At 69.9% G+C, this 22,897-nt stretch carries 19 protein-coding genes and 1 riboswitch; of the genes, 13 read left to right on the forward strand and 6 right to left on the reverse strand.

Annotation, left to right across the window (positions count from 1 at the left end):
- The first annotated feature begins 38 nt into the window (after nucleotides 1-38).
- The 4 genes from FHU38_RS20030 to FHU38_RS20045 all read left to right on the forward strand — a co-directional run bounded on the left by FHU38_RS20030 (nucleotide 39) and on the right by FHU38_RS20045 (nucleotide 5,055).
- Entirely contained in the window at nucleotides 39-743 is a 705-nt protein-coding gene (locus FHU38_RS20030; protein ID WP_167173659.1) for a GntR family transcriptional regulator, read from the forward strand.
- A 244-nt stretch (nucleotides 744-987) separates the two neighbouring features.
- A complete protein-coding gene (locus FHU38_RS20035; protein WP_167173661.1) occupies nucleotides 988-3,807 on the forward strand; it encodes an FAD-binding and (Fe-S)-binding domain-containing protein in 2,820 nt (939 codons plus the stop codon).
- Nucleotides 3,808-3,856: 49 nt separating this feature from the next.
- Nucleotides 3,857-4,639, forward strand: coding sequence for a 2-keto-4-pentenoate hydratase (locus tag FHU38_RS20040; RefSeq protein WP_167173663.1), 783 nt, complete (start codon nucleotides 3,857-3,859; stop codon nucleotides 4,637-4,639).
- Between the two features lie 131 nt (nucleotides 4,640-4,770).
- Nucleotides 4,771-5,055, forward strand: coding sequence for a hypothetical protein (locus FHU38_RS20045; RefSeq protein ID WP_167173665.1), 285 nt, complete (start codon nucleotides 4,771-4,773; stop codon nucleotides 5,053-5,055).
- 4 nt (nucleotides 5,056-5,059) lie between these two features.
- Here FHU38_RS20045 and FHU38_RS20050 read toward each other — a convergent pair whose 3' ends face one another.
- Entirely contained in the window at nucleotides 5,060-6,238 is a 1,179-nt protein-coding gene (locus tag FHU38_RS20050) for an acyl-CoA dehydrogenase family protein (protein ID WP_167173667.1), read from the reverse strand.
- Between the two features lie 425 nt (nucleotides 6,239-6,663).
- Here FHU38_RS20050 and gltB point away from each other — a divergent pair, with 425 nt between their 5' ends.
- The 6 genes from gltB to FHU38_RS20075 all read left to right on the forward strand — a co-directional run bounded on the left by gltB (nucleotide 6,664) and on the right by FHU38_RS20075 (nucleotide 14,519).
- A complete protein-coding gene (gene gltB / locus FHU38_RS20055; protein WP_167173670.1) occupies nucleotides 6,664-11,196 on the forward strand; it encodes a glutamate synthase large subunit in 4,533 nt (1,510 codons plus the stop codon).
- Entirely contained in the window at nucleotides 11,189-11,311 is a 123-nt protein-coding gene (locus FHU38_RS27815) for a hypothetical protein (protein ID WP_279590189.1), read from the forward strand. The genes gltB and FHU38_RS27815 overlap by 8 nt, the downstream gene beginning before the upstream one ends.
- Nucleotides 11,304-12,755: a glutamate synthase subunit beta gene (locus tag FHU38_RS20060; RefSeq protein ID WP_167173672.1), complete on the forward strand. Its 1,452-nt coding sequence runs from the start codon at nucleotides 11,304-11,306 to the stop codon at nucleotides 12,753-12,755. Before FHU38_RS27815 ends, FHU38_RS20060 begins: the two co-directional genes overlap by 8 nt.
- 179 nt (nucleotides 12,756-12,934) lie before the next feature.
- Nucleotides 12,935-13,057 (forward strand): hypothetical protein, encoded by a 123-nt coding sequence (locus FHU38_RS27820; protein ID WP_279590190.1) that lies wholly within the window; start codon nucleotides 12,935-12,937, stop codon nucleotides 13,055-13,057.
- 331 nt (nucleotides 13,058-13,388) lie between these two features.
- Nucleotides 13,389-13,513, forward strand: a riboswitch (cobalamin riboswitch).
- 36 nt (nucleotides 13,514-13,549) lie between these two features.
- Complete coding sequence (locus tag FHU38_RS20070) at nucleotides 13,550-13,765, forward strand: CbtB domain-containing protein (protein ID WP_167173674.1); 216 nt, start codon at nucleotides 13,550-13,552, stop codon at nucleotides 13,763-13,765.
- A gap of 13 nt (nucleotides 13,766-13,778) precedes the next feature.
- Nucleotides 13,779-14,519, forward strand: a complete 741-nt coding sequence (locus FHU38_RS20075; RefSeq protein WP_208415749.1) for a CbtA family protein — start codon at nucleotides 13,779-13,781, stop codon at nucleotides 14,517-14,519.
- Here the strand turns inward: FHU38_RS20075 and FHU38_RS20080 are convergent.
- Nucleotides 14,510-15,445 (reverse strand): cobalamin biosynthesis protein, encoded by a 936-nt coding sequence (locus FHU38_RS20080; protein WP_167173676.1) that lies wholly within the window; start codon nucleotides 15,443-15,445, stop codon nucleotides 14,510-14,512. The genes FHU38_RS20075 and FHU38_RS20080 overlap by 10 nt on opposite strands.
- A gap of 36 nt (nucleotides 15,446-15,481) precedes the next feature.
- Between FHU38_RS20080 and FHU38_RS20085 the strand changes: the two genes are divergently transcribed.
- Genes FHU38_RS20085 through FHU38_RS20095 form a run of 3 tightly spaced genes read left to right on the forward strand, consistent with a single transcriptional unit; the run spans nucleotide 15,482 to nucleotide 17,931 of the window.
- On the forward strand, nucleotides 15,482-16,108 hold the full coding sequence (locus FHU38_RS20085; protein ID WP_167173678.1) for a bifunctional adenosylcobinamide kinase/adenosylcobinamide-phosphate guanylyltransferase: 627 nt from the start codon (nucleotides 15,482-15,484) through the stop codon (nucleotides 16,106-16,108).
- Nucleotides 16,109-16,146: 38 nt separating this feature from the next.
- Nucleotides 16,147-17,178, forward strand: a complete 1,032-nt coding sequence (gene cobT, locus FHU38_RS20090; RefSeq protein ID WP_167173680.1) for a nicotinate-nucleotide--dimethylbenzimidazole phosphoribosyltransferase — start codon at nucleotides 16,147-16,149, stop codon at nucleotides 17,176-17,178.
- Nucleotides 17,179-17,181: 3 nt separating this feature from the next.
- Nucleotides 17,182-17,931, forward strand: coding sequence for an adenosylcobinamide-GDP ribazoletransferase (locus FHU38_RS20095; RefSeq protein WP_167173683.1), 750 nt, complete (start codon nucleotides 17,182-17,184; stop codon nucleotides 17,929-17,931).
- Nucleotides 17,932-17,937: 6 nt separating this feature from the next.
- On the opposite strand, the gene cobC is transcribed toward FHU38_RS20095, so the two are convergent.
- From cobC to FHU38_RS20115, 4 genes are read right to left on the reverse strand one after another with little or no spacing between them, the layout of a single operon-like run.
- Entirely contained in the window at nucleotides 17,938-18,972 is a 1,035-nt protein-coding gene (gene cobC / locus FHU38_RS20100) for an Rv2231c family pyridoxal phosphate-dependent protein CobC (RefSeq protein WP_167173685.1), read from the reverse strand.
- A complete protein-coding gene (locus FHU38_RS20105; protein WP_167173687.1) occupies nucleotides 18,965-20,299 on the reverse strand; it encodes a cobyrinate a,c-diamide synthase in 1,335 nt (444 codons plus the stop codon). The genes cobC and FHU38_RS20105 overlap by 8 nt, the downstream gene beginning before the upstream one ends.
- Nucleotides 20,293-20,895: a cob(I)yrinic acid a,c-diamide adenosyltransferase gene (gene cobO, locus FHU38_RS20110; RefSeq protein ID WP_167173689.1), complete on the reverse strand. Its 603-nt coding sequence runs from the start codon at nucleotides 20,893-20,895 to the stop codon at nucleotides 20,293-20,295. The genes FHU38_RS20105 and cobO overlap by 7 nt, the downstream gene beginning before the upstream one ends.
- On the reverse strand, nucleotides 20,895-22,889 hold the full coding sequence (locus tag FHU38_RS20115) for a putative cobaltochelatase (RefSeq protein WP_167173691.1): 1,995 nt from the start codon (nucleotides 22,887-22,889) through the stop codon (nucleotides 20,895-20,897). Before FHU38_RS20115 ends, cobO begins: the two co-directional genes overlap by 1 nt.
- Nucleotides 22,890-22,897: the final 8 nt, after the last annotated feature.

A 22,897-nucleotide genomic window follows, 5' to 3' on the forward strand; every position in this document is an offset into this window, starting at 1 on the left:
TCGGCTGTACCAGTGCGCCGACGTGCGAAGATGACCCGATGCGGCAGATCGACACCGAGAGAAATCTCGCGAAGACAATCTTCGACGAGCTCAGGGCCGCCGTTGTCAGTGGTGAGCTCGCGCCGGGCGAGCTGTATTCGGTGCATGATCTGGCCGCTCGCCTCGGGGTGTCACGGACACCGGTTCGGGAGGCGCTGATCCAGCTTTCCGAACGCGGGATGGTGCGGTTCGAACGCAACCGGGGGATCCGGATTCTGCGGACCTCGGCGCACGACCTGGAAGAGGTCTTCGCGATCCGGCTACTGCTGGAGGTGCCCGCCACGTTCCGGGCCACGCAGTTGCACGCGCCCGGCTGGGTCGAGCGGCTTCGCGAACACCTGGAGGCGATGCGAGCGGCGGCCGAGGAGCACGACGAGGCGGCGTTCATGGCCGCCGACCGCCGCTTCCACGAAACGGTCAACATCGCGTCCGGCAACCCGCGGCTGGCCCGCTACGTCGACTCGCTGCGAGACATGGTGTCGCTGCGGGGAAACTCGACGGTCGACCGCTCCCGAGGGCTGGCCGACATCCTCACCGAGCACGAGACGATCTTCGAGTTCATCGCGGACGGCAAGGCCGGGCAGGCGGCCGAGGCGATGCGGGCTCACCTGCTGCACACCGCGGAGTTGCTCATCGAACAGGAGGCCGAGGACAACGACGACGTGGCACGGGTCGAGCTGGACTGGACGAACTACCCCGGCTGAGCCGGTCACGGCACGCGGCAGAGCCAGGCCAAGCGGTCGCCAGGCGACTTCACTGTCGAGCCCGTTCTTGACTAGTGGCATGCTACATGCCACTGTTCGCCCGGCGGGATCATGGCCGTCGAGCCGCCGGTCCCCGCCGCCGGATGCCGCGTCCCGCCGACCTCCGGTGGCGGCATGGCGAACGTACGGGGACGCTGGTGCCGCCGACCACACCGCCGACCACCGCAGACCCGGGTGACACGTGATGACCGACTTCCTGGCTCAACTCGCCGACGCCGTGTCCGGCGACGTGGAGAGCGGGCCCGCCGCACAGGCCATGTACAGCATGGACGCGTCGAACTACCGCCAGGTCCCCAAGGCGGTGGTGTTTCCCCGCTCCACGGCTGACCTCGAAGCGACAGTGCGGGTGTGCTCGGCCAACGACGTACCGATCACCGCACGCGGCGCGGGCACCAGCATCGCGGGGCAAGCGCTCGGCAAGGGCGTCGTCGTGGACTACAGCCGCTACCTCAACCGGGTGCTCGAGATCGACCCCGAGCGCGGGATCGCGAGGGTGCAGCCCGGTGTCGTGCTGGACGCGCTTCGGGCTGCCGCCGCGCCGCACGGCCTTACCTTCGGCCCGGACCCCTCGACGCACAGCCGCTGCACTCTCGGCGGCATGATCGGCAACGACGCCTGCGGCCCGCACTCGGTGGCATGGGGCCGAACTGCCGACAACGTGGTGTCGCTCGACGTGCTCACCGCCGACGGCACCCGGTTCAACACGGGAACTCCCCGCGAGGAACTGACAGGCAGGGCTGCCGAGATCCACGACAGGCTGCGGGCGCTGGCGAGCGACAACCTCGCGCTGCTACGAACCGCGTTTCCCACGCTGCCCCGCCGGGTTTCCGGCTACGCGCTCGATGCGCTGTTGCCCGAGCACGGATTCGACGTCACAAGAGCCATGGTGGGCACGGAAGGCACCTGCGCACTGCTCACCGAGGCCACCGTCGCGCTGGTGCCCTCGCCCGCATCACGGGTGCTCGTCGTCGCCGGGTACGCCGACGACGTCGCGGCGGCGGACGCGGTGCCGAGCGTGCTGCCGCTGCGCCCCCTCACCGTGGAAGGCATGGGCGCCGACCTGATCGACACGCTCCTGGTGCGGGGCCGCAGAACCGCCGCGCTTGACAACCTTCCGGAGGGCAGGGGCTGGCTGTTCATCGAGGTCGGGGACGAAACGGCGGAGCTGGCCGCGCACAGGGCGCGCGAGCTGGCCGACACGCTCGCCCGGCAGACCGGTGCCACCACGTCCGTCGCCGTCGATCCAGGACAGGCCCGCCAGTTGTGGTCCATCCGGGAGGCCGCGGCGGGCATCGCTACCCGCATGGCCGACGGGTCGCAAGCCTGGCCCGGCTGGGAGGACGCGGCCGTGCCACCCGAGAACCTCGGCTCCTACCTGCGCGGTTTCCGCGAGCTGCTGGCCAGGCACGGGCTGCGCGGCATCCCGTACGGGCACTTCGGTGAAGGCTGCGTCCACGTACGCATCGACTTCGAACTCACCACCGAGCCAGGCAGGCGAGCCTTCCGTTCGTTCATGACGGACGCCGCCGACCTTGTCGTGGCACACGGCGGCTCGCTGTCCGGCGAGCACGGCGACGGGCAGGCCAGGGCCGAACTGCTTCCGCGCATGTACAGCCCCGAACTGCTGCGGCTGTTCGAGGCGTTCAAGGAAATCTGGGACCCCAGCGACCTGCTCAACCCCTCGAACCTGGTTCGTCCCCGGCCGCTGGACGCCGACCTGCGCTTCGAAGGGCCGATCCTGCCGTTGCCGACCACACTGCGCTACCCGCACGACGGCGGCAGTCTCGCCACAGCGACCCGCCGTTGTGTAGGCGTCGGCAAGTGCATCGACACCTCCACCGGTGTGATGTGCCCCAGCTACATGGTGACCCGATCCGAACGGCATTCCACACGCGGCCGCGCCCGCCTGCTGTTCGAGCTGATGCGTGGCGAGACGATCACCGAAGGCTGGCGTTCCACCGAGGTGCGTGACGCCCTCGATCTGTGCCTGGCCTGCAAGGGTTGCCTTTCCGACTGTCCCGTCAATGTGGATATGGCCTCCTACAAGGCCGAGTTCCTGCATCAGCACTACGCGGGCCGGCTCAGGCCGGTCAGCCACTACTCGCTCGGATTCCTCCCGCTGTGGGCGCGACTGGCCCACGCCGCGCCGGGCACGGCCAACGCGGTACTGCGCTCCACCGGCACGGCGTCGCTCGTCAAGCGGCTGGGCGGGATCGCCGCCGAGCGCTCGTTGCCCACGTTCTCCCGAGTCAGCCTGCGCAGGGCACTGCGCAGGCTGCCGCGCCGTTCGGCCGACCGGCCAAAGGTGCTGCTGTGGCCCGACACCTTCACCAACTTCTTCTCGCCGCAGGTGGGTGTCGCGGCCGCACGCGTACTCGACTACGCCGGTTTCGACGTCGTGCTGCCCCGCTCCTCGGTGTGCTGCGGGCTGACCTGGATCTCAACCGGACAGCTCGGCGTGGCAAGGCGCGTGCTGCGCCGCACGCTGCGGGTGCTTGGGCCCGAACTGCGCGCGGGCACACCCATCGTGGGGCTCGAACCCAGTTGCCTTGCCGTGCTCCGCCACGACGTGCATGACCTGCTGGAGGTCGGCAAGCTCGACGCGCTCACACTCGGGGCGTTCCTCAAGCGCGAGGCACCTGACGTGGAGTTCCCTCGGCTGCAGGCGACAGCGGCGATCACCCAGCAGCACTGCCACCAACATGCGGTGTTCGGCAACACGGCCGAGGAGCAACTGTTGCGCGAGGTCGGTATCGGCAACCGCACGCTCGACTCCGGGTGCTGCGGCCTGGCCGGGAACTTCGGAATGGAGCGGGGCCACTACGAAGTCTCGGTGGGCGCGGCGAACCGGGTGCTCGTGCCCGAGGTAGCGGCCGCGGAGCCAGACACACTCGTGCTCGCCGACGGCTTCAGTTGCCGCACGCAGATCGGTGAACTCACCGGCAGAAAGGCGTTGCACCTGGCACAGGTGCTGGCCACGGCCATCGACCAGGGGTCCCGCTGAGCGGAACAGCGGCCTTGCCCCGCCCGTGCCGCACGAGGAGTGTGCAGGCATGAACGTGCAGGACGTGGCCGCCCGGTTGCTGAAGGCGTACGAGAACGCCGAGCCGACGGCACCGGTGATCGAGACCGACCCCGAGGCCACCATCACCGACGCCTACCGCATCCAACAGGAACAGGTGCGGCACTGGACCTCGTCGGGACAGGTGATCAAGGGTCACAAGGTGGGGCTGTCCTCCGCTGCGATGCAGGAGCAGATGGGCGTCGACCAACCCGACTACGGGCACCTGCTCAGCGACATGTTCCACCTTGAACAGCAGCCGATCCCCGCCTCGACGTTCCTGCAACCCCGCATCGAGCCGGAGATCGCCTTCGTGCTGGGGCGCCCACTGGAGGGTCCCGGTGTGACGGTGGCCGACGCCGTGCGGGCGGTGGAGTTCGTACTTCCCGCGCTGGAGATCGTGGACTCGCGCGTTCGAGACTGGAACATCTCCATCGTGGACACCATCGCCGACAACGCCTCCTCCGGTGGCGTCGTGCTCGGCAGCAAACCGACCCTGCTGTCGGCCGTGGACCTTCGGCTGGTGGGGTGCACGCTGCACTCCGGAGGCGAACTCATCGCCACCGGTGCCGGTGCCGCGGTGCTGGGCTCGCCACTGAACGCGCTGGTGTGGCTTGCGAACACCGTCGGACCGCTCGGCGTGCGGCTGGAACCCGGTCACGTGGTCCTGCCCGGCTCGATGACCAGGGCGTTTCCGGTGAAGCCCGGCGATTCCGTGGTGGCCAACATGGCGGAACTCGGCACGGTGACCGCGACCTTTGGGGTCACCTCCTAGCCCATCACTGGCTGCACTCGCCAAAACGTGTGAGGTATTCGCACGGCTTGCCGGAAAAATCTGGTGTCATAGGGTTGAATATTGGGCAGCCAGCCGGTACAGGACCGGGAGCAAGACCGTAGGAGGCTGGAATGCCTCAGCTGCCTCAGACGCCTCAACAGGACACCGATTCAGATCTGAATCACCGGGAGCGCGCCACCCTGCACGCCGTGGCACAGGGTGGCGCGGAAATCACCTGCAGCTGCGAACCCGACTTGTTTCTGGACGGGCTGGCCTGCTGCGACCAGGCCACCGCTCACCGGCTCGCCCGCGAGGGCCTCATCGCGCCAGCCAACGCGGGGCGGCCGGGCGAGCGCGTACCTGCCGTACTCACCGACGCGGGCAAGCGAGCGCTGCACGCGCTGGTGAGCATCTGAGCCGTCAGGAACGGAAGGCGGGTAGTCCGGTAACCGCCTGCCCGAGCGAAAGGGCGTGCATCTCCTCCGTGCCCTCGTAGGTGAGCACCGTCTCCAGATTCGCCATGTGCCGCATCACCGGGTACTCCAGCGAGATGCCGTTGGCACCCAGCATCGACCTCGCCGTGCGTGCCACATCCAGCGCCGAGCGCACGTTCGCCAGCTTGCCGAGGCTGACCTGGCTGTGATGCAGCGTGCCTGTGTCCTTGAGCCTGCCCAGTTGCAGCGCGACCAGCCCCGCCCGGTTCACCTCCACCAGCAGGTCGGCCAACTTGCGCTGGGTGAGCTGGTAGCCGGCGAGCGGACGACCGAACTGCTCGCGGGAGGACGTGTACTCCAGCGCCGTCTCGTAGCAGGTCCTTGCCGCGCCGACCACGCCGAACACGATGCCGAACCTGGCCTCGTTCAGGCACGACAGCGGGCCGCGCAGGCCACGCACCTCAGGGAAGACGGCGTCGGCGGGCAGCCGGACCCCGTCGAGCACGAGTTCGGCGGTCAGTGAGGCACGCAGGGAAAGCTTGTGCTTGACCTCGTTCGCGGTGAAGCCGGGCGTATCGGTCGGCACGACGAAACCGCGTATCCCCTCCTCCGTCTGCGCCCACACCACGGCGACGTCGGCGACGGTGCCGTTGGTGATCCACATTTTGGTCCCGTCCAGCACCCAGTCAGACCCATCGCGGCGGGCCCGTGTGCGCATGGAGGCCGGGTCGCTACCCGCGTCGGGCTCGGTCAGCCCGAAACAGCCCAGCGCCTCACCCGACGCAAGCTTCGGCAGCCATTGCTCGCGTTGCTGCTCACTGCCCCACCGGTGGATCGCGAACATCGCCAGTGAGCCCTGCACGGAAACGAAACTTCGCAGCCCGGAGTCCACCGCCTCCAACTCCCGGCATGCGATTCCGTAAGCTACGGCCGAGGTGCCCGCGCAGCCGTAGCCCTCCAGATGCATCCCCAGCACGCCCAATCGGCCGAATGCGTTCGCCAGATCACGCGCAGGCAATGTTGCTGTTTCATACCAATTCGCAACATGTGGTTGTAGTTCAACGCGCGCGTAATCGCGCACGGCATCACGGATGTCCCTTTCCTCGCCCGTCAGTCCGTCGTCGATGCGGAGGAAATCCCGGGGGTCAACTGCGCTGTCCGACATGCGGCTGACACTACCCCGACGGCCATGACATACCGTTACCGCAGGTCACAGAATCGGCTACGGTAAGGCAGACACAGAGTCACTAGTCAATCCTGACGTGTTGTTTGCCACGCGCGACGACTCAACCATCCCTATAACCGCGATTTCACACTACTGTCATAAGACCGGCGAACCCGGGAGTCATTGGCGCGCGCCGGAACAGCCACCACACCCCCGTGGGCTGTACCGGGCAGCGCGGTGCTCAACGCGAGCCGCACAACGTCGTGTGGTCACAGGCGATGTGCGGGCCCACTTCGGGCTGAACGCCATCGACCTTTCCCTGACTGACCATCGCAGCATCGGGCCGGACCGTTAGCCGGCGGGAATACGTCCCGCCTGCTGGCAGCCCGGCCCGGTCGTGCCGAGCCATAGGAGGGCGGCAAGCCGTGACCCGCCACGCACCGCACGAGCCGAACACGGGCTTGTACGACGAGCAGTACGAGCACGACGCCTGTGGCGTAGCCTTCGTCGCCGACCTCGCGGGCCGCAAAGATCACGAGATCGTCCGTAAGGCGCTCGTCGCCCTACGCAACCTGGAACACCGCGGTGCCCGCGGCGCCGAGCCCGAGACCGGCGACGGCGCCGGAATCCTGATCCAGATCCCGGACGCGTTCCTGCGTGAGGTCGTCGACTTCACGCTCCCCGAAGCCGGCGCCTACGCCGTGGGCACCGCGTTCCTGCCGGTCGACGAGCAGGCCAGAGGCAAGGCCATGTCGACCATCGAGCGCATCGCCGCGGAGGAAGGCATGCGCATCCTCGGCTGGCGCGAGTTGCCTGTCGACACCGAGCACGTGGGCCCGACGGCCGCGACCACGATGCCGCACTTCGCCCAACTGTTCCTGGCCCCGAGGCGCGACGAGCTCACCGGGCTCGCGCTGGAGCGGGCCGCCTTCTGCGTGCGAAAGCGTGCCGAGCACGCGTTGCGGGAGCAGGAGGTGTACTTCCCCAGTCTTTCGTCACGCACCATCGTCTACAAGGGAATGCTCACCGAGCCGCAGGTGGAGCGGTTCTTCCCCGACCTCACCGACGAGCGCGTGACCAGCGCGATCGGCCTGGTCCACTCCCGCTTCTCGACCAACACGTTCCCCTCCTGGCCGCTGGCGCACCCGTACCGCTACGTCGCGCACAACGGCGAGATCAACACGCTGAAGGGCAACCGGAACTGGATGGACGCGCGCGAGTCGCAGCTGTCCACCGAACTGATTCCCGGCGACCTCCGCAGGCTGTACCCGATCATCACCCGCGACGCCAGTGACTCGGCCTCCTTCGACGAGGTTTTGGAGCTGCTGCACCTGGGCGGTCGTTCGCTGCCGCACGCGGTGTTGATGATGATCCCGGAGGCCTGGGAGAACCACGGCGAAATGGATGCCGCGCGGCGGGCGTTCTACGAGTTCCACTCCACGCTGATGGAGCCATGGGACGGCCCCGCGCTCATCGCCTTCACCGACGGTACGCAGATCGGCGCGGTGCTGGACCGCAACGGGCTGCGGCCGGCGAGGTACTGGGTCACCGAGGACGGCCTCGTCGTGCTCGCCAGTGAGGTGGGCGTACTTGACATCGACCAGTCCACGATCATCCGCAAGGGCAGGCTGGAGCCTGGCCGGATGTTCCTCGTCGACACCGGCGAGGGCCGGATCATCGACGACGAGGAGATCAAGGGCGAACTGGCCGCGCAGCACCCGTACGCGGAGTGGCTGAAGTCGGGGATGCTGCGGCTGGACGACCTGCCCGAGCGTGAGCGCGAAGTGCCGACTCACTCCTCGCTGGTACGCAGGCAGCAGGCGTTCGGCTACACCGAGGAGGAACTGGACGTCCTGCTGGAGCCGATGGCGCGCACCGGCGCGGAGCCGATCGGCTCGATGGGCAACGACTCCCCGCTCGCTCCGCTTTCCAGCGGGCCCAGGCAGCTCTTCGACTACTTCACCCAGCTGTTCGCCCAGGTCACCAACCCACCGCTGGACGCGATCCGTGAGGAACTGGTGACGGCGCTTGGCGCGCAACTCGGCTCCGAACCCAACCTGCTCGACGCGGGACCGCAGCACTGCCGCAAGATCGTGTTGCCGTTCCCGGTGCTCGACAACGACGAGCTGGCCAAGCTCGTGCACGTTAACGACGACGGTGACCTGCCGGAGTTCCAGTCCTACACCGTGCACGGCACCTACGAGGTCGCGGGCGGTGGGCAGGCACTGTTGCGCAGGCTCGAGGAGATTCGCGCGGAGGTGTCCGAGGCGATCGCGGGCGGCGCGCGGCTCATCGTGCTCTCCGACCGCGGCGTGGACGCCGAGCACGCGGCGATTCCGTCGCTGCTGCTGACCGGAGCCGTGCACCACCACCTCGTCCGGGAGAAGAGCCGCACCCAGGTGGGGCTCGTCGTCGAGGCCGGCGACGCCCGCGAGGTGCACCACATCGCGCTGCTCATCGGCTACGGCGCGGCGGCGGTGAACCCCTACCTCGCCATGGCGACCGTGGAAGAGATGGCCGAGCAGGGCCGCATCCCCGGCGTCACGGCGAAGGAAGCCACCCGCAACCTCATCAAGGCGCTCGGCAAGGGTGTGCGCAAGACCATGTCGAAGATGGGTGTCTCCACCGTCGCTTCCTACACCGGTGCGCAGATCTTCGAGGCGATCGGGCTCGGCGAGGAGGTCATCGACACCTGCTTCACCGGTACCACCTCGCGGCTCGGCGGGGTCGGCTTCGACACCCTCGCCGACGAGGCCGCGCGGCGGCACCGGCGCGCGTTTCCCGCCGACGGCGTCCGCCCCAACCACAGGGAACTGGACACCGGCGGCGACTACCAGTGGCGGCGCGAAGGCGAGCCGCACCTGTTCAACCCGCAGACGGTGTTCAAGCTCCAGCACTCCACTCGCACCGGCAAGTACGAGATCTTCAAGGAGTACACCAAGGCGGTCGACGACCAGGCGCAGCGGCTGATGACACTGCGCGGGCTGTTCGACCTCAAGGAGGGCGAGCGCCCGCCGGTACCGATCGAGGAGGTGGAGCCGGTATCGGAGATCGTGAAGCGGTTCGCCACCGGTGCGATCTCCTACGGGTCGATCTCGGAGGAAATGCACCAGACGCTGGCCATCGCCATGAACCGGCTCGGTGGCAAGTCCAACACCGGCGAGGGCGGTGAGGACCCGGAGCGGCTGTACGACCCGCAGCGGCGCAGTGCCGTGAAGCAGGTCGCGAGCGGCCGGTTCGGTGTCACCAGCGAGTACCTCGTGAACGCCGACGACATCCAGATCAAGATGGCGCAGGGCGCCAAGCCGGGCGAGGGCGGCCAGTTACCCGGTAGCAAGGTGTACCCCTGGATCGCCAAGACCCGCTTCTCCACGCCGGGTGTGGGGCTGATCTCACCGCCACCGCACCACGACATCTACTCGATCGAGGATCTGGCCCAGCTGATCCACGACCTCAAGAACGCCAACCCGGCCGCACGCATCCACGTGAAGCTGGTGTCCGAGGTCGGTGTCGGCACCGTGGCCGCCGGGGTGTCCAAGGCACACGCCGACGTGGTGCTCATCTCCGGGCACGACGGCGGCACGGGTGCCTCACCGCTGTCCTCGATCAAGCACGCGGGCGGGCCATGGGAGCTCGGGCTGGCGGAAACGCAGCAGACGCTGCTGGCCAACCGGTTGCGTGACCGGATCGTGGTGCAGACCGACGGCCAGCTCAAGACCGGGCGCGACGTCGTCATCGCCGCGCTGCTGGGTGCGGAGGAGTTCGGTTTCGCCACCGCCCCGCTGGTGGTTTCGGGCTGCATCATGATGCGGGTCTGCCACCTGGACACCTGCCCGGTGGGCGTGGCGACGCAGAACCCGAAGCTGCGGGCCAAGTTCAGTGGCAAGGCCGAGTACGTGGTGAACTTCTTCGAGTTCGTCGCGCAGGAGGTGCGCGAGTACCTGGCAAGGCTCGGTTTTCGTTCGGTCGCCGAGGCGGTCGGCCACGCAGAGCTGCTGGACACCCGCAAGGCGGTTGAGCACTGGAAGGCCTCGGGGCTGGACCTGTCCCCGATCTTCCATGTACCCGAACTGGAACCGAGGGCGGCACGGCACCAGGTGGTCGCGCAGGACCACGGGTTGGACAAGGCGCTGGACAACACGCTCATCCAGCTCGCGGAAGGCGCGCTCAGCTCGGGCGACAAGGTGCGGCTGGAGTTGCCGGTGCGCAACGTCAACCGCACGGTCGGCACCATGCTCGGCTCCGAGCTGACCAAGCGGTGGGGCGGCGACGGCCTTCCCGACGACACCATCGACATCACCTTCACCGGCACCGCGGGGCAGTCGTTCGGCGCGTTCCTGCCGAACGGCATCACGCTGCGGTTGGTGGGGGACGGCAACGACTACGTCGGCAAGGGGCTTTCCGGTGGGCGGATCACCGTGCGCCCTCCGCTGGAGGCACGCTTCGCCGCCGAGGAGCACATCATCGCGGGCAACGTGATCTGCTATGGGGCCACCGGTGGCGAGGTCTTCCTGCGCGGCAAGGTCGGCGAGCGGTTCTGCGTACGCAACTCCGGCGCGCTGGCGGTGGTGGAAGGTGTCGGTGACCACGGCTGCGAGTACATGACCGGCGGCAGGGTGGTGGTGCTCGGGCCGACCGGGCGCAACTTCGCCGCGGGAATGTCCGGCGGTATCGCCTACGTGCTTGACCTCGATCCGGTCCGGGTCAACCAGGAGATGGTGGACCTCGACGAGTTGGACGAGACCGATGCGCAGTTCCTGCGCGAGGTCGTGGAGCGGCACTACGACGAGACCTCCTCGGCCGTGGCGCACGCGCTGCTGACCGACTGGGACCTGGCGCTGCCCAGGTTCGGCAAGGTCATGCCGAAGGACTTCAAGCGCGTGCTGCGGGCACAGGCCGAGGCGGAACGCGAGGGAAGGGACGTCAACGAAGCGATCATGGAGGCGGCACATGGCTGACAATCGGCAAGCCCCAGCCATGGACGCCGACCGGAATGGGCCCCCGCTGTGGCAGGCTTTCGGGCCACAGCAGGGGAGGGTGTCCCGCAAGACGATGGAGGCGGCACATGGCTGACCCCAAGGGCTTTCTCACCACACCCAGGGAGACGCCGAAGTCTCGCCCTGTGGACGTGCGGATCAAGGACTGGCGCGAGGTCTACGAGGATTTCGAGCAGTCGAAACTCACCAAGCAGGCGGGCCGCTGCATGGACTGCGGTATCCCGTTCTGCCATCAGGGCTGCCCGCTGGGCAACCTGATTCCGGAGTGGAACACGCTGACGTGGCGGGAGGACTGGCAGGCCGCGATCGAGCGGCTGCATGCCACGAACAACTTCCCGGAGTTCACCGGGACGCTGTGTCCCGCACCGTGTGAGACCGCCTGCGTGCTCGGGATCAACGACGACCCGGTGACCATCAAGCGGGTCGAGATCTCGATCATCGACAGGGCCTGGGAAGAAGGCTGGGTGACCCCGCAGCCACCCGTCACCAGGACCGGCAAGAAGGTCGCGGTGGTGGGCTCCGGTCCCGCGGGACTCGCGGCCGCGCAACAGCTCACCCGCTCCGGACACGACGTCGTGGTGTTCGAGCGGGCGGACGCGATCGGTGGCCTGCTGCGCTACGGGATTCCCGAGTTCAAGATGGAGAAGTACCGCCTCGACCGGCGGCTTGAGCAGATGCGGGCGGAAGGCACCGAGTTCAGGGCCGGGGTCAACGTCGGGGTGGACGTCACGGCCGAGCGGCTGCTTTCGGAGTACGACGCGGTGGTCCTCGCCGGTGGCGCTACGGCGTGGCGTGACCTACCGGTGCCCGGCAGGGACCTGCCCGGCGTGCACCAGGCCATGGAGTACCTGCCGTTCGCCAACCGGGTCGCCAGCGGGAAGCTGGCGCGGACCCCGATCGACGCGGCGGGCAAGGACGTCGTGGTGATCGGCGGTGGCGACACCGGTGCCGACTGTGTCGGTACCGCGCACCGGCAGGGTGCGCGATCGGTTACCCAACTGGAGATCATGCCGAGGCCGCCTCAGTCGCGTTCGGACGCGCATCCGTGGCCGACCTACCCCATGATCTACCGGGTTTCCTCGGCTCACGAGGAGGGCGGCGAGCGGCTTTACTCGGTGAACACCAAGGAGTTCCTCGCGGACTCCGACGGCAATCTGCGGGCGCTGAAGCTCGTGGAGGTCCGCAACGAGGGCGGGAAGTTCGTTCCCGTTGAGGGCAGCGAACGGGAGCTGCCCGCCCAGTTGGTGCTGCTGGCCATGGGCTTCGTCGGGCCGCAGCGTGAGGGCCTACTTGAGCAGCTCGGCGTCGAGCTGGACGAGCGGGGCAACGTGGCAAGGGACGCCTCGTACCAGACGAGTGTCGACAAGGTGTTCGTAGCAGGCGACATGGGCAGGGGTCAGTCGCTGATCGTATGGGCGATCGCGGAGGGCCGGTCCGCCGCCGCCGGGGCCGACGGCTACCTCACCGGCCGGGACGTGCTTCCCGCGCCGATCGCGCCGACGGACCGTCCGATCTCCTGACCGCGGGGTGTTCAGCGGATTCGGGGGGTCCGCTGAACACCCCCATCGCTGGCCCGCACACTCGTTCGAGAGTGCGCAACGCCATGGCTGGAGTGTGCCGGCTGGCGGTGGACGTGAATTCCGGCTTGGCTGAATCACGCAGGCCCAGTGGTGATTCAGACTCTTGCTGGGTTGTGCGATTGACGACCGACGTCGGCACGTTGATCGAGAAGGCCCGCGTCCGCGCACAGCTCAGCCAGCGTGCCCTTGCCGAGGCCAACGGGGATCTAGCAACCGACCTTGTCGCGAGTCATTTCCGGTGATCGGGCCGCGAAGCTGCCGGAGTTGGTGGCGATCGCCTGGGCAACCGGGCACACGGTCACCCAGTTGACCGGAACCAGGACGGTGGCCGATCGAGCACAGTGCGGCACGAGCGACCAACGAGGTTCACAAGTCTGATCGTTCCTACCGCCCGCCGCCGCAGCCCGCCGACCTCGGTGGTCCCAGGCCCGACGTCGATAAGAACGGTCACCGTCGCGCCCGCTTGGCAACCTACCTTGATCAGTGGAAAGCCTGCTCCGTGACGACGAGGCCGCTACTCGACACAACCACCGGATGGTCGAGAACTCGGTCACGTTGACGATGCTGTCCAGACCACCGTAGCCTTCGACGAGTTACGCGACAGCGGCTGGAAGCCGGTGAGAATCCGGCACGGTCGCGCCACTGTATCCGGGTTCGTACCCACGACCCGGGAGTCAGACCCGGCGCTGTCGCGACCGTTCCGAGTGGGCCGCGTCAAGCCCAAGGAGGTTTCGATGTCGCAGGCGAGCGTCGCCGCACCCCGTCCCATCCACATCTCGATCCCGCTGCGGGAGATCCTGCCGTGGGCGATCTTCGTCGGCGTCCTCGCGCTGGCCGTCCTGTACTTCGTGAGTACCGAGGCGGGCGCGGTAGAGCTGCTGTCCAGCGACGGCCTCGTGCACGAGTTCCTGCACGACGGTCGGCACCTGCTGGCTTTCCCCTGCCACTGACCGGGAAACGCTGATGAGGACCCTGCTGGTCCGCGGCATGCTCGCGGGCCTGGTCGCCGGTGCGCTCGCGGCGGTTTTCGCCTATGTCTTCGCCGAACCGTCCGTCGAGGCCGCGATCGCACTTGAGGAATCAGCACAACACCACGGCAGCGCCAGTGCCGCGCACACGCACGCCGAGAACGCGGCGGTGAGCCGCACCGTGCAGAGCACGCTGGGACTGCTCGTCGGCACCGCCGGCTACGGCGTCGCCGCCGGCGGACTGTTCGCCATAGCGTTCGCGCTGCTGCACGGCCGCGTGACCACCATGGCGCCACGGGTGTCGGCCGCGCTGCTGGCCGCGGGCACGTTCGTGGTAGCGGTACTGGTTCCGTTCCTGAAGTATCCGGCGAACCCGCCCTCGGTCGGGCAGGCGGGCACGATCGGCGAGCGCACCAGCCTGTACTTCGGGTTCGTCGCGCTGTCCGTGGCGACCGGGATCGTCGCCGTGGTCGCGGGTCGTGCACTCGCGCGGCGACTCGGCGCGACCTCGTCGCTGTTGCTGGCGACGGCCGGATACCTCACGGTGATCGCGACGGCCTCGGCACTGCTGCCGGTGGTCGACGAGATCCCAGGTGGTTTCCCCGGCGCGACGCTGTGGGACTTCCGGGTGGCGTCACTGGGCACGCAACTGCTGTTGTGGAGCGCGCTCGGCCTCGTGTTCGGCACGCTCGCCGAACGGGTGCTGCGAGTGCGAACGCCGGCGGGTCAGCGATAGCGCGCCGACGCGGCCAGCGCCAGCGCCGCCAGCCCCACCAGCCGCGACAGCCGCACGGCCCTGCGCAGCTCCTGCGGGCCGGGTGCTGGGCCGTCGCCGAGCGCGCCTCGATGCTCCACCCGGTCCCCGTACCGGTTGCTGCCCCCGAGCCGGACCCGCAGCGCGCCTGCGAACGCCGCCTCGACCTGCCCCGCGTTGGGGCTGGGGTGCTTGCGGGCATCGCGGCGCCACGCCCGCAACGCCCCGGCCGCGCTACCGCCGACCAGTCGGGCCGACACCACGGCGGCCGCCGCACTCAGCCGCGCGGGCACGAGGTTGGCGATGTCGTCGGCCCGCGCGGCGGCCCAGCCGAACCGCTCGTAGCGAGGAGACCGATGTCCCACCATCGCGTCGAGGGTGTTGAGCGCGCGGTAGCCGAGCAGGCCCGGTATCCCCGCCAGCCCACCCCACAGCAGCGGGGCGACGACCGCGTCGGAGGTGTTCTCCGCGATCGACTCCGTCGCCGCACGGGCGAGTTCGCTGCTGCCGAGATCCGTCGCGTCACGGCCACAGAGGTGGGAAAGGCGTGCTCGCGCGGCGTCGATCCGCCCCGACTCCAACAGCTGCGCCATTACCTCGCCTTCCCGCGCGAGTCCCCGCGCACCCAATACCACCCAGGTAACGGCTGCCGTGGTGACGAACCGGGCGAGCGGGTGACGCGCCGTGACCGCTTGCAGTGCCGTTCCCGCGCCCACGGCCGCGCCGACGCACGCTGCCGCGTAGCCAACGCCCCTGCCGCGAGAGTCGGCCCACACCCGCTCCTCCAGCGCCGCGGCGAGCGCCCCGAAGCAGGCCACCGGGTGCCCGCGACGCGGGTCGCCGAAAATCGCGTCAGCGGCGTGGCCTGCGACGATTCCGGCAGCGGTGGCGCGACGAGGAAGGATCACAGCGCGAACCCTAGCCGGTGGGCAAGAATGCCGACCATGACGAACGATTCCGGGCGCAGGCTCGCGGACGCCGTGGCCGCTCGGCTGGAGGCCGGTGCCGCGATGCTGCGCCGCTTCGGTCGCGGCGGCCACGGCAACGGCCGCGTCCTCATCCTCGGTGGTGTCCGATCGGGCAAGTCACGCTACGCCGAGCAGTTGATGGTCGGCTACAACCATGTCGTTTACATCGCGGGCGGCCTGCCGCCGACCGACGACGACCCGGAATGGGCGGCTCGGGTGGCCGCTCACCGTGCGCGCAGGCCACCGCACTGGCGCACCGTTGAGACCGCCGATCTGGCGGGAACGCTGCGCTCCACCACCACGCCGATGCTGGTGGACTGCCTCGGCACCTGGTTGAGCCGGGTGCTCGACGAGGTGGGTGCCTGGCAGCAGGAGCAGGGCTGGCAGCAGCGGGTCGACGAACGGTTGCGGGACTTCGTCGACGCCTGGCGCACCACCACCGTGCCGATCGTGGCCGTGAGCAACGAGGTGGGCTCCGGGGTGGTGCCCGCCACCGTGTCCGGCCGGATCTTCCGCGACGTGCTTGGTGCGTTGAACACGGCGGTTGCGGCCGAATCGCACTCGGTGCGGCTGGTGGTGGCGGGCCGCGTGCTCAGGCTGTGACAACCCCGCTGTGACAACCCGGAGGGAAGGAACGATCGATGAGGTTCGACATCCCGGAGCCCGACGAACCCGCTCGGCTGGCCGCCAGGGAGCGGCTGGCTGGCCTGGTGAAACCGCTCGGCGCGCTGGGGACGCTCGAGGAGTTGGCCGAGTGGTTGTCGGCGGCGCACGGCAGCGTCCCGCCACGGCCGCTTGACGACGTGCGCGTCGTGGTGTTCGCGGGCGACCACGGGGTGTCGGCCTGCGCCGGGGTGTCGGCCTACCCGAGGGAGATCACGGCCGCGATGGTGCGGGTGTTCCTTTCAGGCGCCAGCGGGGTCAACGTGCTGGCCGAACAGGTGGGTGCCCAGGTGCGGGTGCTGGACATCGCCGTGGACGCGGACCTCTCCGACGTGCCCGCGCGGGTTCGCGCGTACAAGGTACGGCGCGGTTCCGGTTCGATCGACGTCACCGACGCGCTGGCTCCCGGACAGGCCGAGCAGGCGTTTCGCGCCGGGATGGCCGTCGCGGACGAGGAGGTGGACGCAGGCGCGGACCTGCTCATCCCCGGCGACATGGGAATCGGCAACACGACGGTGGCGGCAGCCCTGGTCGCCGCCACGCTCGGGTTGCCCGCGACCGACGTGGTCGGCGGCGGCACCGGCGTGGACGAGGAGGGCAGGGCCCGCAAGGTCGCCGTGGTGGAAGCAGCGCTCACCAGGGCCGCCGACCGGACGAACGATCCGTTCGAGCTGCTCACCGCGCTCGGCAGCGCCTGCGCGGCGGCGACGGCGGGTTTCCTCGTCGGCGGCGCGGCGCGAGGCGTCCCGGTGTTGCTCGACGGCGTGTTCTCCGGTGCGGCCGCACTCGTGGCGCGCGACATCGCCCCCGGAGCGCAGCGGTGGTGGTTGGCGGGGCACCGTTCCACCGAGCCTTCCCAGCACTACGCCCTCAAGGCGCTCGGCCTGCACCCGATCCTTGACCTGGGGCTTCGGTTGGGTGAGGGCAGCGGCGCCGTGCAGGCCGTGCCCGTGCTGCGGTCCGCGCGCGCCGTACTGGCGGACATGGGCCTGCTGGCCGACCTGGCCTGAGTCGTGCGGGATTCGGCGAGGCTGGCGCTGGGCACGCTGACGGCGCTGCCGGTGCCCGCACCCCGCGTGCTTGACCGGCGGGTGGCGGGCAACGCGATGCTGCTCGCGCCGGTAGCGGCGCTACCGCTCGCGGCAGCGGCTGTCCTCGTGGTGCTCGGCGGCGAACTGCTGCGGCTGCCCGCGCTGGTCAGCGCCACGCTGGCCGTGGCGGCCGTGGCGCTCGCCAGCAGGGGACTGCATCTGGACGGGCTCGCCGACACCGCCGACGGGCTCGCGGCGTCCTACGACCGGGAGCGAGCGTTGCGGATCATGCGCAGCGGTGACAGCGGCCCGGCCGCGATGGTGACGCTGCTGCTGGTGTTGCTCGTGCAGTGCGGCGCGCTGGCGGGCGCGGTGTCGGCGGGACACGGCGCGGTCGCGGCGGTGCTTGCTGTGGTGACCGGCCGGGGGGTGCTGGTGCTCGGCTGCGCGCGCGGGGTGCCTTCGGCGCGAGAGGAAGGGCTGGGAGCGACCGTGGCTGGCAGTGTCGCGCTACCGCTGGCCGTTTTGGTCGCGGTGTCGCTGGCAGGCCTGGCGGTGTTCGCACCGGGCCTGCCGTGGTGGCAGGGTCCGCTGGCGGTACTCGCCGCCTTCGTGGTCGCAGGTGCCCTGCTGGCGCGGGCGGCGAGCCGCTTCGGCGGTGTGACCGGTGACGTGCTCGGCGCGTGCGTGGAGTCGGCAACGGCGGCGGCGCTGGTCGTCGTGAGTGTCTAGGGCTATTCAGGTGCGCGCGCCTCGGTGCGCGGGTAGCGCGGCCCGCAGGGCGGTGAGAAAGTCTGCCATGTCGGCTCGCACCGCGATCCGAAGCCAGTCCGCCCCGAGGCCGGGGAAGGTGTCGCACCTTCGCACCGCGTAGCCTGCGGCGCGAAGCCGGGAACGGACACCGAGCCCGTCTGGGACCCGGATCAGCACGAACGGCGCCCTCGGTGTGCCCGCGACCTGCACCCCCATCGCGCGCAGTCCCGCCAGGAGGTCGGTGAGGTCGGCACGCGCAGCACGGGCGTTGGCTGCCGCCTGCTCCAGCGCCTCGGTGCGGGTGCATGCCACCATCGCCACGGCCGCAGGTGTGGAAACCGACCACGGTGGCTGCACGGCGCGCAGCCGCTCGATCAGCTCCGGCTCGCCCAACACGTAGCCCGCACGAAGTCCCGCGATCCCCCAGGTCTTGGTGAGGCTTCTCAGCACGACCACACCGGGCAGCCGGGTGTCGGCAAGGCTTTCCGGTTCGCCGGGCACGGCATCGAGGAATGCCTCGTCCACGACGAGAATCCGGCCGGGGGTGGCAAGCTGCCGCAACACCCGCGCGGGATGCAGCACCGATGTCGGGTTGGTCGGGTTGCCGACGAACACCAGGTCGGCGTCGGAGGGCACCGCGCCCGCCGACAGCTCGAATCCGTCACGGGCAGGCAGCAACACGCGCCGAACCGGGTGCCCGGCGGCACGAAGCGCCACCTCCGGCTCGGTGAACTGCGGGTGCACCACCACCGCCGTTCGCGGCCGCAGTGCCGAAGCCAGCAACGTGAACGCCTCGGCGGCACCCGCCGTGGGCAGCACGTCGTCCGGTTCGCGGCCGTGCCGCGCCGCGATGGCCCGCCGCGCGCGGCGCACGTCGGGGTAGGCGGCCAATCCGTCGAGACAGTCCCGAAGCTCGCGGCGCAGCCACTCGGGAGGTTCGGGCAGCCGCACGTTGACGGCGAGATCGACAAGGCCCTCCCCCACCTCGCTGTCCCCGTGCCACCGCAGCTGTTCATGCATGGACGGCCGCCGCGAACCGGTTCGCCAACTCGGGGTGGCCAGCCCAGTGCACGTGCAGGTAGGAGGCGTGCAGCCTCGGCGAGGCGAAACCCTCCAGCTCGCCGTCCCACCGCCACGCCGCCGAGGCACCGTGCCTGGGCCGGACCACGGTGCGGTGGAACTCGTGGCCGGTGACGGGCTGACCGGACTCGGCGAGCAGGGACGTCGACGCGGCCGTCGCGCGCCGGTAGCCCAGCGCCCCGCCTTCGGTCATGTGCGCCACCGCGTCGAGCGCTCCCACCATCGGCATCCCGTCCAGTTCCCGGCACAGGTAAAGCAGTCCCGCGCATTCGGCCACCACCGGCATTCCTCGCCCGATCGCTTCGGACAGCTGGCCGCGCAGCTCTTCGTTGGCCGCCAACTCGGCCGCGTGCACCTCGGGGAAGCCACCGCCTAAATACAGCCCCGCACAGTGCGGGGGCAGCCGGGTCTCGGAAGTGGGGTCGAGGTCGACCACGTCCACCCCAGCCGCGTCGAGCAGTTCGGTGGTCTCGGTGTAGCGGAACGTGAACGCGCTGCCGGACGCCGCGGCGACCACCGCCCTGCGGGTGGCGGGGCTGACGTGGTCGGCGGGGTTCCACGGTTGGCCGTGCAGTGGTGGCGCGGCGCGCGCCACCCTTACCACGGCGTCGAGGTCGACGCCGTCGGCGACCCACTCGGCGAGCCGGGGCAGCAGACCGCGTGACTCCCGCGCTCGTTCCGCCGCGGGAACGAGCCCGAGGTGCCTGCTCGGCGCGTGGATCTCCGGGTTACGCCGCAACGCGCCGAGCACGGGGATGCCGGTGGGCGCGAGCGCGTCCCGGATCTCGTCCTCGTGGCGCTGCGAGCCCAGTTTGTTCAGGATCACACCGGCGAGGTGCAGGTCCGGGTCGTAGCGCGCGAATCCCAGCACCAGCGCCGCGACGCTGCGGCTCGCGGCGGCCGCGTCCACAACCAGCACCACCGGCGCGGACACCAGCTTCGCCACGTGCGCGGTGGAGGCGTAGCCCGCCGTGCCGAGCGCACCGTCGAACAGCCCCATCACGCCTTCGAGCACGGCCAGCTCCGCGCGGCTGGCGCCGTGCAACAGCAGCGGAACCACCCGGTCCTCACCCTGCAGGAACGGGTCGAGGTTGCGCGGCGGCAGTCCGGTGGCCAGTGCGTGGTAGCTGGGGTCGATGAAGTCGGGCCCCACCTTGTGCCCCGACACCGCGAGTCCACGCGAGCGCAGCGCAGCCATCAGCCCGGTGGCCACGGTCGTCTTGCCGTGCCCGGAACCGGGCGCGGCGACGACGATCCTGGCTACCACTCGATGCCTCGCTGTCCTTTTTGACCCGAATCCATCGGATGCTTGACCTTGGTCATGTCAACCACCAGGTCCGCCGCCGCCACCAGTGCGGGCGGGGCCTGCCTGCCGGTGATCACGACGTGCTGGCGGCCGGGCCTGGTGGACAGCGCCTCGACGACCTCGTCGGTGTCGATCCAGCCCCACCGCAGCGGGTAGGTGAACTCGTCGAGTACGTAGAAGTCGTGCCGCTGCTCTGCCAGCCTGCGTCTGATCTCGGCCCAACCTTCGCGGGCGTCCTTGGCGTGGTCGTCCTCGGTTCCTCGCTTGCGAGCCCAACTCCAGCCCTCGCCCATCTTGTGCCACTCCACCGAGCCGCCCGCACCGCTGGCGTCCAGCGCGCGGAACGCGGCCTCCTCGCCGACCCGCCATTTGGCGGACTTGACGAACTGGAACACCCCGATGGACCAACCCTGGTTCCACGCGCGCAACGCCATGCCGAACGCGGCGGTGGACTTGCCCTTCATGTCTCCGGTGTGGACGGCGAGGACGGGGCGGTTGCGGCGCTGCCGGGTGGTGAGCCCGTCGTCGGGCACGTCGGTCGGTTTACCCTTCGGCATCAGGCGGCCCTGCCGATACGTCCCGCCCTGCTACTGACCTCACGGACGAGCGAGTCCGCGGCAACCTCACCGAGCGGAACGTGCTCGGCGCCGAGGCGATTGGCGAGTTCGGCGGCGAGGCCCAGCCGCATCCGCCCGCTCTCGCAGTCCATGACGACGCTCGCGACTCCAGTGCGCGCGAGCAGGTCAGCGGCGGCGTGGGAGCGCGACACCGCGTCGGCACCGCCGGTGGCGCGCCCGTCGGTGACCACGACCAGCAGTGGCCGCCGCCTCGGATCACGCAGCGCCTCCACTCGAAGCGTCTCGGCCGCCCGCAGCAGACCTTCCGCCAGTGGGGTGCGGCCGCCGGTCGGCAGCGCCTCCAGCCGCGCGGCAGCAGCTTCCACACTGCCGGTCGGCGGCAGCGACAACTCCGCTCCCCGCGCGCGGAAGGTCACCAGCCCCACCTTGTCGCGCCGCTGGTAGGCGTCGAGCAGCAGTGAGAGCACCGCGGCCTTCACCTCGCGCATCCGCTGCCGCGCGCCCATCGACCCGGACGCGTCCACACAGAACAGCACGAGGTTGCCCTCCTTGCCTTGCCTGCGCGCGTAGCGCAGATCGCGTGGCCGCACCAGCAGTGCCTTGCCCGTGCGTTCGCGTTCGCGCTGTCGCAGTGCCGCGGCGAGGATGGTGGCGGCCAGCCGAGGCGCGCCGGTTCGCACGCCCGGCCGTTGCGCGCCGACGACCCGCCCGGTGTCGGTGACGGCGGCGGAGCGGCGACCGCTGGCGCCCGCTCCGGTGCCGCGCACCGTGAACAACCTCGCGCGGTAGGGACCGCCGGAGGCCACGCGCCGCTGCCCACCGCCGCCCGGCTGCTCGCCGCCGTCCCCGCGTTCGGGGGGCGAACCGTGCTCACCGGGCGGCGTCTCGCCGCTGGTGTTCTGCTCGCCCTCGTCACGCGGTTGCCGGGTTCCCGAGCCGGGGTCGTCGTCGGGCGGGCCCTGCTCTGGTGGCTCCGAAAGTGCCCGTTCCAGCTCGCCGGGATCGATGCCCGGCGCGTCGAACGGGTTGCGCCTGCGCCGATGCGGCAACGCCAACTCCGCGGCGACCCTGATGTCCTCGACGGTCACCGAGTCCCGGCCACACCAGGCCGCGTGCGCGCACGCGGTGCGGGCGGTGACGATGTCGGCGCGCATGCCGTCCACCTCGAACTCGGCGCACACCCTTGCGATGCGCAGCAACGACTCCTCGCCGAGCGACACGCGCGGCAGCAGCGCAACCGCGGCGCTGATGTCGTCCGCCAGCGCGGCATCGGAGTCGTGGAAGCGGGCCGCGAAGCCGTCAGGGTCGGTTTCGTAGGCGATCCGTCGGCGCACCACCTCGGCCCGCTGTTCGGGTTCGCGGCTGGAGGTCACCTCCACGGTGAGCCCGAAACGGTCGAGCAGTTGCGGCCGCAACTCCCCCTCCTCCGGGTTCATGGTGCCGATCAGCACGAACCGCGCGGCGTGCGAAACCGAGACACCCTCCCGCTCGACGGTGGCGCGCCCCATCGCGGCCGCGTCCAGCAGGGTGTCGACAAGGTGGTCCTGCAGCAGGTTGACCTCGTCGACGTACAACAGGCCACGGTGCGCACCCGCCAGCAGTCCGGGCTGGAAGTCGGCCACACCGTCGCGTAGCGCGCGTTCCAGGTCAAGCGAGCCGACCACCCGTTCCTCCGCCGCGCCGACGGGCAACTCCACCAGCCGGGCTGGCCTGCTACGCCGGGAAACGTCGCGAGGGTGCGGGCCGTCCGGGCAGGCCGGATCAGGTCTTGCCGGATCACAGGAGAACCGGCAGCCGTCGACCACCTCCACCCTCGGCAGCAGCTCAGCGAGCGCGCGGACCATTGTGGACTTCGCCGTGCCCTTCTCGCCGCGCACCAGCACCCCACCGATCGCCGGTGAGATCGCCGAAAGCAGCAACGCCAGCCGCAACTGTTCCATCCCGACGACGGCGGTGAAGGGGAACGACGTCACGAAAAGAC

This window comes from Saccharomonospora amisosensis (assembly GCF_011761185.1).
GTDB lineage: Bacteria > Actinomycetota > Actinomycetes > Mycobacteriales > Pseudonocardiaceae > Saccharomonospora_A > Saccharomonospora_A amisosensis.

Bases quoted from the DNA above. Each gene is read 5' to 3' on its own strand.
- FHU38_RS20060 (WP_167173672.1), top strand. From the start codon at position 11,304: ATGGCTGACCCCAAGGGCTTTCTCACCACACCCAGGGAGACGCCGAAG.
- FHU38_RS27815 (WP_279590189.1), top strand. From the start codon at position 11,189: ATGGCTGACAATCGGCAAGCCCCAGCCATGGACGCCGACCGGAATGGG.
- FHU38_RS20045 (WP_167173665.1), top strand. From the start codon at position 4,771: ATGCCTCAGCTGCCTCAGACGCCTCAACAGGACACCGATTCAGATCTG.
- FHU38_RS20050 (WP_167173667.1), bottom strand. From the start codon at position 6,238: ATGTCGGACAGCGCAGTTGACCCCCGGGATTTCCTCCGCATCGACGAC.
- cobO (WP_167173689.1), bottom strand. From the start codon at position 20,895: ATGCCGAAGGGTAAACCGACCGACGTGCCCGACGACGGGCTCACCACC.
- cobC (WP_167173685.1), bottom strand. From the start codon at position 18,972: ATGCATGAACAGCTGCGGTGGCACGGGGACAGCGAGGTGGGGGAGGGC.
- FHU38_RS20040 (WP_167173663.1), top strand. From the start codon at position 3,857: ATGAACGTGCAGGACGTGGCCGCCCGGTTGCTGAAGGCGTACGAGAAC.
- FHU38_RS20070 (WP_167173674.1), top strand. From the start codon at position 13,550: ATGTCGCAGGCGAGCGTCGCCGCACCCCGTCCCATCCACATCTCGATC.
- cobT (WP_167173680.1), top strand. From the start codon at position 16,147: ATGAGGTTCGACATCCCGGAGCCCGACGAACCCGCTCGGCTGGCCGCC.
- FHU38_RS20085 (WP_167173678.1), top strand. From the start codon at position 15,482: ATGACGAACGATTCCGGGCGCAGGCTCGCGGACGCCGTGGCCGCTCGG.
- FHU38_RS20075 (WP_208415749.1), top strand. From the start codon at position 13,779: ATGAGGACCCTGCTGGTCCGCGGCATGCTCGCGGGCCTGGTCGCCGGT.
- FHU38_RS20035 (WP_167173661.1), top strand. From the start codon at position 988: ATGACCGACTTCCTGGCTCAACTCGCCGACGCCGTGTCCGGCGACGTG.
- FHU38_RS20030 (WP_167173659.1), top strand. From the start codon at position 39: ATGCGGCAGATCGACACCGAGAGAAATCTCGCGAAGACAATCTTCGAC.